At 60.4% G+C, this 7,840-nt stretch carries 8 protein-coding genes and 1 pseudogene; 1 reads left to right on the forward strand and 8 read right to left on the reverse strand.

Annotation, left to right across the window (positions count from 1 at the left end):
- From lsrF to JNL55_RS28520, 5 genes are all read right to left on the reverse strand, one after another.
- Nucleotides 1-638 (reverse strand): 3-hydroxy-5-phosphonooxypentane-2,4-dione thiolase (gene lsrF, locus JNL55_RS28500; protein ID WP_293862681.1); only part of this gene is annotated, 638 nt, incomplete at its 3' end.
- Nucleotides 631-2,646, reverse strand: coding sequence for a dehydrogenase E1 component subunit alpha/beta (locus JNL55_RS28505; protein ID WP_293862683.1), 2,016 nt, complete (start codon nt 2,644-2,646; stop codon nt 631-633). The genes lsrF and JNL55_RS28505, both read right to left, overlap by 8 nt.
- On the reverse strand, nt 2,646-2,888 hold the full coding sequence (locus JNL55_RS28510) for a biotin/lipoyl-containing protein (RefSeq protein WP_293862685.1): 243 nt from the start codon (nt 2,886-2,888) through the stop codon (nt 2,646-2,648). Before JNL55_RS28510 ends, JNL55_RS28505 begins: the two co-directional genes overlap by 1 nt.
- A gap of 2 nt (nt 2,889-2,890) precedes the next feature.
- On the reverse strand, nt 2,891-3,862 hold the full coding sequence (locus tag JNL55_RS28515) for a carbohydrate kinase family protein (protein ID WP_293862687.1): 972 nt from the start codon (nt 3,860-3,862) through the stop codon (nt 2,891-2,893).
- Between the two features lie 3 nt (nt 3,863-3,865).
- Nucleotides 3,866-4,726 carry a class II fructose-bisphosphate aldolase gene (locus JNL55_RS28520; RefSeq protein WP_293862689.1) on the reverse strand — a complete coding sequence of 287 codons (861 nt, stop codon included), beginning with the start codon at nt 4,724-4,726 and terminating at the stop codon, nt 3,866-3,868.
- Between the two features lie 160 nt (nt 4,727-4,886).
- Between JNL55_RS28520 and JNL55_RS28525 the strand changes: the two genes are divergently transcribed.
- Nucleotides 4,887-5,780, forward strand: a complete 894-nt coding sequence (locus JNL55_RS28525; RefSeq protein ID WP_293862691.1) for a MurR/RpiR family transcriptional regulator — start codon at nt 4,887-4,889, stop codon at nt 5,778-5,780.
- On the opposite strand, the gene JNL55_RS28530 is transcribed toward JNL55_RS28525, so the two are convergent.
- The 3 genes and pseudogenes from JNL55_RS28530 to JNL55_RS28540 form a co-directional block, all read right to left on the reverse strand.
- Nucleotides 5,761-6,825 (reverse strand): AAA family ATPase, encoded by a 1,065-nt coding sequence (locus JNL55_RS28530; protein ID WP_293862693.1) that lies wholly within the window; start codon nt 6,823-6,825, stop codon nt 5,761-5,763. The two genes, JNL55_RS28525 and JNL55_RS28530, sit on opposite strands and share 20 nt — an antisense overlap.
- Complete coding sequence (gene pnuC, locus JNL55_RS28535; protein WP_293862695.1) at nt 6,822-7,412, reverse strand: nicotinamide riboside transporter PnuC; 591 nt, start codon at nt 7,410-7,412, stop codon at nt 6,822-6,824. Before pnuC ends, JNL55_RS28530 begins: the two co-directional genes overlap by 4 nt.
- Nucleotides 7,409-7,840, reverse strand: a pseudogene (locus JNL55_RS28540) (capsule biosynthesis protein CapK); the annotation flags it as partial. The pseudogene JNL55_RS28540 and the gene pnuC, both read right to left, overlap by 4 nt.

Raw genomic sequence — 7,840 nt, forward strand, 5'->3', positions numbered from 1 at the left:
GATTCAAAGCCTTCGGAGCAGTAATAGGTCTTGACGATCTGCGCACCCAGCTCCGCACAGATGCGACAGGCCAGGCGTAGATACTGCGCATCACGCGTCAGCTCCTTACCCACTGCCGTGACGGCCATGGTCGGGATGCTATAGCGCATGCCCATGTCGACCAGGCGAGTCATGTTGTGCACCGAGCGCGTTTCGAACTGACCGCCGATGAACACCTGCAAAGTCAGCGCGGACACGTTCATCCGAATCGCGTCTTCGATGTCGACGGCCAGCTGCTCGTCGGACAGCTCTTTCAGAATGCTCGGCCCGCCGCTACAACGCATGACAATGGGCTTGTTGATGGCCGGTGGCACGGTGGTCCGCAGCATGCCTCGCGTCAGCATCAGCGCGTCCGCCATGGGCATCAGCGGCACGATGTTCAGATCCACTCGTTCCAGGCCCGTGGTGGGACCTTGGAAATAACCATGATCGATGGCGAGCATCACTGTGCGCGCGGTTTCTGGATTGAAGATACGCGCCAGCCGATTCTTCATGCCCCAATCGAGCGAACCCGCACCGCGCAGGAAGAAGCCCGGCGTGTGCACGGGCACTCCTTCGTGAAAATTTTTGGCTTCTCGAAGTGCTTCTGTATCAGCCATGGGTACTCTCCAAAATCTGTCGCATGCCGGTCGAGATGCGTGCCACATCGGGTCGATAAGCGTTCTCGAGCACGGGAGTGAACGGCACTGGCACATCGGGCGATGCCACGCGAGTGACCAGCACGGACGGCCAACGCTCCGCGATGCCGGCGGCAATCTCAGCGGCCACACCGCCAGTCACCGGCCCTTCTTCCACGATCAAGGCACGACCTGTTTTACGAACCGAGGCGCCGATGGTGTCCCAATCGATAGGGGACAGACTGCGCACGTCGATGACTTCCGCATCCATGCCTTCGGCAGCCTGCATGGCGTAATGGACCATCAGCAACCAGGCCAACACCGTCACGCGATTGCCTTCGCGTCGTACGGCAGCTTTGCCCAGCGGCACCACATAGTCTCCATTAGGAACATCGCTCGAGGCGTCGACGGCACCGCCTTCGGCACGCGCGCCCTTCGAGCCATACAGCAGCTTGTGCTCGAACATCAGCACCGGATTACCGTCGCGAATCGCGGCCTTGAGCAAACCCTTGGCGTCGTAGGCATTGGACGGCGCGACTACTTTGAGGCCGGGCACACCAGTGAAGTAACGCTCCATATTCTGTGCATGCTGCGAGCCGCGACCGGTTGCACCCACGGGCGCGCGCATCACCAATGGAACGCTAGCCGTGCCGCCGGACATGTAACGCATCTTGGCCGCGTTGTTGATGATCTGATCGCTGGCCAGGAACAGGAAGTCGCCATACTGCACGTCGGCGATGGGTCGCAGCCCCATCATGGCCGCGCCGGTGGCCAGGCCGAAAAAGCCCAGCTCGGCAATGGGCGTATTGATCATTCGGTCCGGATATTTCTTTTCCAGGCCCAAGGTCACGGTGAAAGCACCACCCCAGCCTCCCGGCACGCCAATGTCTTCACCGATACAAAACACGCGCGGGTCTGCTGCCATCTCTTCGGCAATCCCTTCGCGCAACGCTTCAGCAATGCCGAGACGCCGCGTTGAACCATCTGCGCTCAAGACGGGGTTTATTTGTTCTGTAAGCGCAGGTGGGCGCGGCGACGCCTCGGCAAAAACGTACTCGGTCAAACCGCTGGCACTGGGATGCGGAGCCGACTTGGCGCGCTCGACGGCATCGAGCAACTGCTTTTGTACCCGAGTGTTGATGAGTTCATGGTCGGCAGCGGTAATTTGCGCCGCGGCCCGGAAGCGATCGATGGGATCGCGCTGTGCCCAAGCCTCGCGCTCATCCTTGGGTTGATAGTGACAAGGATCGCGACGTGAATGCCCAGTGCGACGATACGTCAGTAGTTCGAGCAGCACCGGGCCTTTGCCCGCACGACACTCAGCGACGGCTCGTTGCGAAGCTTCATAAACAGCCAGCACATCGTTGCCATCCACCGTCTCGCCGCGGAATCCATAAGACGCCGCTCGCTCGGAGATGCGCGAGTTTTTCATCACCAGATCTACGTGCGTCGAAGCGCCGTAAAGATTGTTTTCGCACACCAGAATCACGGGCAAATTCCAGATAGCGGCCATGTTGACGCCTTCATGGAAAGCACCCTCGGCGACCGCACCGTCGCCGAAGAACGAAGCCACGACGTGCGGCTTCTTTTCCAATTTGAACGACAGCGCCATGCCGGCCGCCAGCGGAATGCCACCTGCCACGATGGCAATGCCCGGGACCATCCCCTTATTCATATTGCCGACATGCATCGAGCCACCGCGACCTTTGCAGCAGCCGGTTTCGGCACCAAACAATTCATCCATCAGTTCCTGCGGGCTCAGGCCTTTGGCCAGTGCATGACCATGACCGCGGAACGTCGAAGTAATCCAGTCATCAGCACCGAGCGCCGCGCACACTCCGACAGCGGTGGCTTCTTGGCCTTGGCATTGATGAATCGTGCCCGGCATGGTGCCTTCGAGAAACAGAAACTTGACCGTGTCTTCGAACTCACGGATCAAGAGCATGCGCTCGTACAGATTCAGCAGGAATTTGCGCTCGTAGCCTGACATCAGCTCACCTTGAACGTCGCGATGATGGCGCCCACCGGCACTTTCTGCCCCGGCTGCACATGAATGGTCTTGAGCGTGCCGTTGACCACGCTCTCGACTTCTTGAACGGCTTTATCGGTCTCGACTTCCAACAACGGTTGGCCGCGCTTGACCACGTCACCCACCGCTACCAGCCAGCGCGTCACGCCCAGCTCCACTCCGTCATTGGTGGCGAGATCCGGCATCTTCATGTTCAGATCCATGCTCAACGCCCCTCGGTGACAGTCAGTGGACGCTCGGCCAGAAACGCTTCGGCTTCGGCGGCGCTGAATACGGAATCGGTGGTGCCTGCGGCGCGCGTGGCCGAGGCGCCGACGGCACTCGCATAACGCAGCGTGCGCGGCAGACCCCAACCTTCGAGCAAGCTACGGATCACGCCGGAAGTGAAGGCATCGCCCGAACCCGAAGGATCGACTACGTCCATGCTGTAGGCGCCACAGCTCCAGATCTGTCCGTCGCGAACCGCCACCGAACCGAGTCCGCCTCGCGTGACAATCACGGTATTTGCACCAGCGTCGGTGAAGGCGCGCAATTGATCGAACGGATCCGCCAGACCAGTGAAGGCTCGCGCTTCATCGTCATTGGGTAGGAACACATCGATGAGCGGTAGCAAGGCTTTCAACTGTGACAATCCAGCTTGGCCCGCCTGATCCGCTTGACCCTGGGGCACGACCACATCCACCACGGTTTTGACCTTGGCCTCGCGACAGAACGCGAGCAGCGCCGCCAGTTTGGAAAACTCGATGCCTGGCAGAGCAAACAAACCGCCCAGATAAAACACTTTCAATGACGACAGCCATTGATGAGAGATCTGCTCGATGTTGAAAGCGCGGTTGGCGCCGATCACATGCAAGTAACGGCGGTCCTGCCCTTCGATCAACAAAATCACGGTGCGGCTGGTGGGGTATTGCTCGACGCGCACGACTCGCGAAGCGCCGACGTCTTGCTGGGCAAATGTTTTGAGCAAAGCGTCAGCGGCACCGTCACGGCCCACGCAACCGGCGAGGTCGACACTGATCCCTTGTTTGACCAGATCGATGGCGACGTTCGCGGCACAACCGCCCGCCCGCACCGGCATGTCGTCGAGCGTCAACAAGGCTCCCGCCGGCGGCAGCGCCGCCAACGGACCGCAAAAGGTGTCCTCGACCAGCAGTCCGGCACAACCCACGTCTGGCATAGCTCACACCTTGTGGCAGCATCCAAGCAGGTCGATGCGCTCCAGCACCGCATCCCGCACCACCTGACGGCCCACCACGACCAAGTCGGTGCTGCTGCCGTTGCCGAGCAAGGCATGGGGATTGGGCTCGTCGGTGTCCAGCGCGCTCTTCAGGGTACGAAGATACTTCTGCTTCATATAGGTGCCATAGTTGATCTTCCTGACCCCTAGCCGGATGGCGGCCCGGATCGAGTCGTCCTCGATACCCGTGCCCCCGTGCAACACCATGGGAATATCGATGCGCCGCCCGACAGCCTCCAGGCGCTGCAAGTCGAGCGGCAGCCGGCCGTGCAGTTTGATTTCTTCATTACCCACGCTGACCGCGAGCAGATCGATCCCGGTATCGGCCACGAACTTGGCGGCACCCTCGGCGTAGGCGATCACGTCCAGTTCGTCCGCTTCGAAATCGGCTTCCACTGCGACCTGCTGGCTGTGCGCCAGGGTGGTCAGCTTCTTCACGCGACGGGTGTAGTCATCCAACGGCGCTCCGGGATCCGCGGGCATCACTAAGTTGAAGCCGGCGCCGATGGCGTGCTCCACCCAATCGTCGTTGGGACATTCATTGAATATGAAGCCCACCGGCACGTCGGCCTCGATGGCCGCGGCCCGGCCCATAGCGGCATACAAGCGCAACTCCTGGGTGGAGGCGCCTTGACGTTCCGCCAGCCATTCGCCATTGAACCCAATGATGACGGGCGAACGCGTGGCCTCCGCCGCATCGATTACGCCCTGCACGGAATCCAGACTCCAGCTCTCGAAATAACCCACGGCATAGTCGTGGTGACGAGCGTGCTGCATTAGACGATTGATCGGTTCAAGCGACATGGAAGGACCCCCACACACCCTTGAGACTTGCAACTAGAGGCTTGCGGCTCGATGCTGAACTTTCGATGAACTATGTTCAGTATCGTTGTAGTAATTGTGAACTGAATTCAACGTTACGCGGCAGCTGGTGCGATGTCAAGGCTGCCCATAGAATGTCCCGGTGAGACGCAAGACTGCAGTTAGCAAGACATCCAGCTCGGCCGAAACACTGGCCGATACGCGGCGGCCGTTGCTCACCTATATCAAGGGCATCCTGGCGTCGTTGAATCCCACCGACCGGTTGATCGCCGACTGCGTGCTGGCCGACCCGGAGAAAGTCATCAGCTCCTCCATCGCGCAGCTCAAGGAAGACTGCGGCGCCAGTGTTGGCGCCATCGTCGCCTTTTGCCGGCGCGTGGGCTTGACCGGCTTCGCTGAATTTAAGATCGCTTTGGCCCGCGACCTGGCCCAGTCGGGTTTACCGGCCGGGCAATTTCAAGAAAACGGTTCGTTGCTCGAGAAGGTTTTCCACGTACACGCGCAAAGCCTGAGCGAGACGTTGCAAATCAATCCGCCGGCGCAGTTCGAGCGGATCGCGCAGGCCATCGACAAGGGCCGCCGCGTCGAATTGTTTTCCATCGGCCTGTCGTATCCAGTGGCGCACACCGCCTATTGCAAGTTCTTATTGCTGGGCTTGCATGCCTCGGCGCATTTCGATTCGCACATACAGTTGATTGCCTCGACTCAACTGGAAAAGGGTGACGTCGCCATCGGCATTTCGCTCTCTGGCACCACGCGCGAAACGGTGGAGTGCCTGGAGGTCGCCAAGGCCAAAGGCGCGACCACCATCGCCCTGACCAACGCCATGAAGTCGCCGATCACCACCCACGCCGATTTTTGTTTGTATGCGACGCCGAGCGAGATCAAATATTTTCAGGCGCCGCTGGCCTCACGGGTCACGCAGTTGGCGTTGATCGATGCCTTGTTCGTGTTCTTGGCGTTGAAACACAAGACCCGGACCGCGACCACGTTGCAGCAGTCGAGTGAGGAACTGATCAAGCGTCGGATCGAGTAGCTCCAACCCCGCGCAACTCGGTCACTACCTGTTCGACCCGCGACTCGACGCTACCCCGCACTTCGATGTAGCGAATGCCACGCTGGCGCAATTGTCGCACGTACCAATCGTGTTGCTGCAAGCGGAACCCCGATTCCCGACGCGTACCATCCTGGACGAACTCGAAGTCTGGTGCGCACAGCACGGTCAGAAGATACTCGCGCCCGGCCAGGCTCGTCAGCTCCGGCGCTGCTCTACCAAACAGGTCTTGGCAATAGAACAGCGTCGTCAGCGGCGACGTATCGCAGAACAGATAGTGATTCGACTGCTCCGCCAAGCGCTCCTCGCGCGTCACTTGGGTTTGAGCGATGAGCAGCAGGTCATCGAATGTGAGATTACCACCCCGCTCCACCCACAGTTCTCGACCGAACTCCGGTGCGTGCAGCGTTCCGAACTTGCGAGCGAGCGCCTCCGTCAGTGTGCTCTTGCCACTCGACTCACCACCGAGACAGACGACGCGCTCGACGAACGACGCGTACACCGCTGGATGCAGCCACTCGCGTGCCGCATGGACATCGGCGCGGATCGATGTGCCCGAGGTCGGCAAGCTGCGCCGAGACTCATCGACCAGCACATGCCGCACTGGCCTGGCTGAAGGGTCGAAGCGGCGAAAGTAACGATCGAGACAGGCAGCAAAGCCCTCGCCATAGCTTTCGCTCGTGAACACAGCATCGACGGACCGGCACGCCACATGCCGGATCAACTCAGCGGTGAATTCCCGATGCTCATCATCAGTAGCGCTATTCGGAGGAATGACTCGCTGCTGCCCCGGAAACCATTGCGCCAAGCGCTCGTTGGTAACGACCAGCCGCGTGGTCTGTGGATATAACCTGGCAAGCCAAGCTTCACGACGCTCGGGAGCGCAGCCTGGCAACTCGGGATTCGAGTAAGACAACAGAATCACCTGCCGGCACTGACTCAATGCCGTGTCGATCAGGTACTGATGGCCTCGGTGTAGCGGCGCGAACTTCCCGACCACCAGGCCGCACTCGAAATCAAAACTCACTGCGCACCGGACACCTGCGGCACCTGCAAAGTCCGCTCCCGACCCAACAGCACATACCAGTGGCGCATCGCCACGCACGCATTGATCCAGTAAGCGGCATAAAACGCGGCGGTCAATTGCAAGTCGCGGCTCAAATACAGCGGCACCGAAATCGTATTGACGATCAGCCAGCACCACCACGTTTCCACACGCCGGCGCATCAACAAGAATTGCGCGAGCATGCTGAAGGTCAACACCAGCGAGTCGACGAACGGCGCATAGGCGTCAGTGAACTTCAACAGCAGTGCTCCGTAACCCATCGCACCGACAATCGCCGCCGTGGCCCAGATCGTAAGTTCTCCCGCTGAACTCCGGCTGATCGGTGCCGGCGTTCCTTCATGACCTCGCTGCCAATGCCACCAGCCGTAGACGCTGGTCACGATGAAGAACACTTGCAACGTCACATCCGCATACAGCTTTGCTTGCAGGAACAGCCAGCCGAACAACAAGCAGCCGACGATGCCGGTCCACCAGGTGTGCCAACTGTTTCGGGTGGCCAGCAGAATGGACACGAGATAAGTCACATTGGCCGCGACTTCCCAGCTCACGCCTGCGCTCCCGGCAACGCCGACGTGTATTGGATGATCTTGCGCTCGAAGCCGCCGACCTGCCGAATCTGCAAGGCCGTGTCCGCGCCAAAAAGCGATCTCAGCGCCTGCTCCACATCCGCGGGCGCGACCGCCGAGCCTACATAGTCGACATCGATCTTTCCCGACTCGTGCTGATGTACGCTGAACTGCACCAACGGCATCGGGCGCAGCGCATGGGTGATCTCGATGTTGTTCAACCACCGCCCGTCGTGCCGTCGATATTTCACCGGCGGCCGGCCTTCGAGCCCGACCAGCACCAGATCTTCCCCTCGGCGCTCGAGCGACGCGTGATCGCCCGTGCGATAGCGCAGCAGCGGCAGGCAGAAGTTGAAACCGCCCGTGAGCGTCACCTCGCCGCGCTGACCGGCTGCGACCGGCTGATCCGA

Origin of the sequence: Steroidobacter sp. (assembly GCF_016790065.1) — a bacterium.
In the GTDB taxonomy this organism is placed as follows: Bacteria; Pseudomonadota; Gammaproteobacteria; order Steroidobacterales; family Steroidobacteraceae; genus Steroidobacter.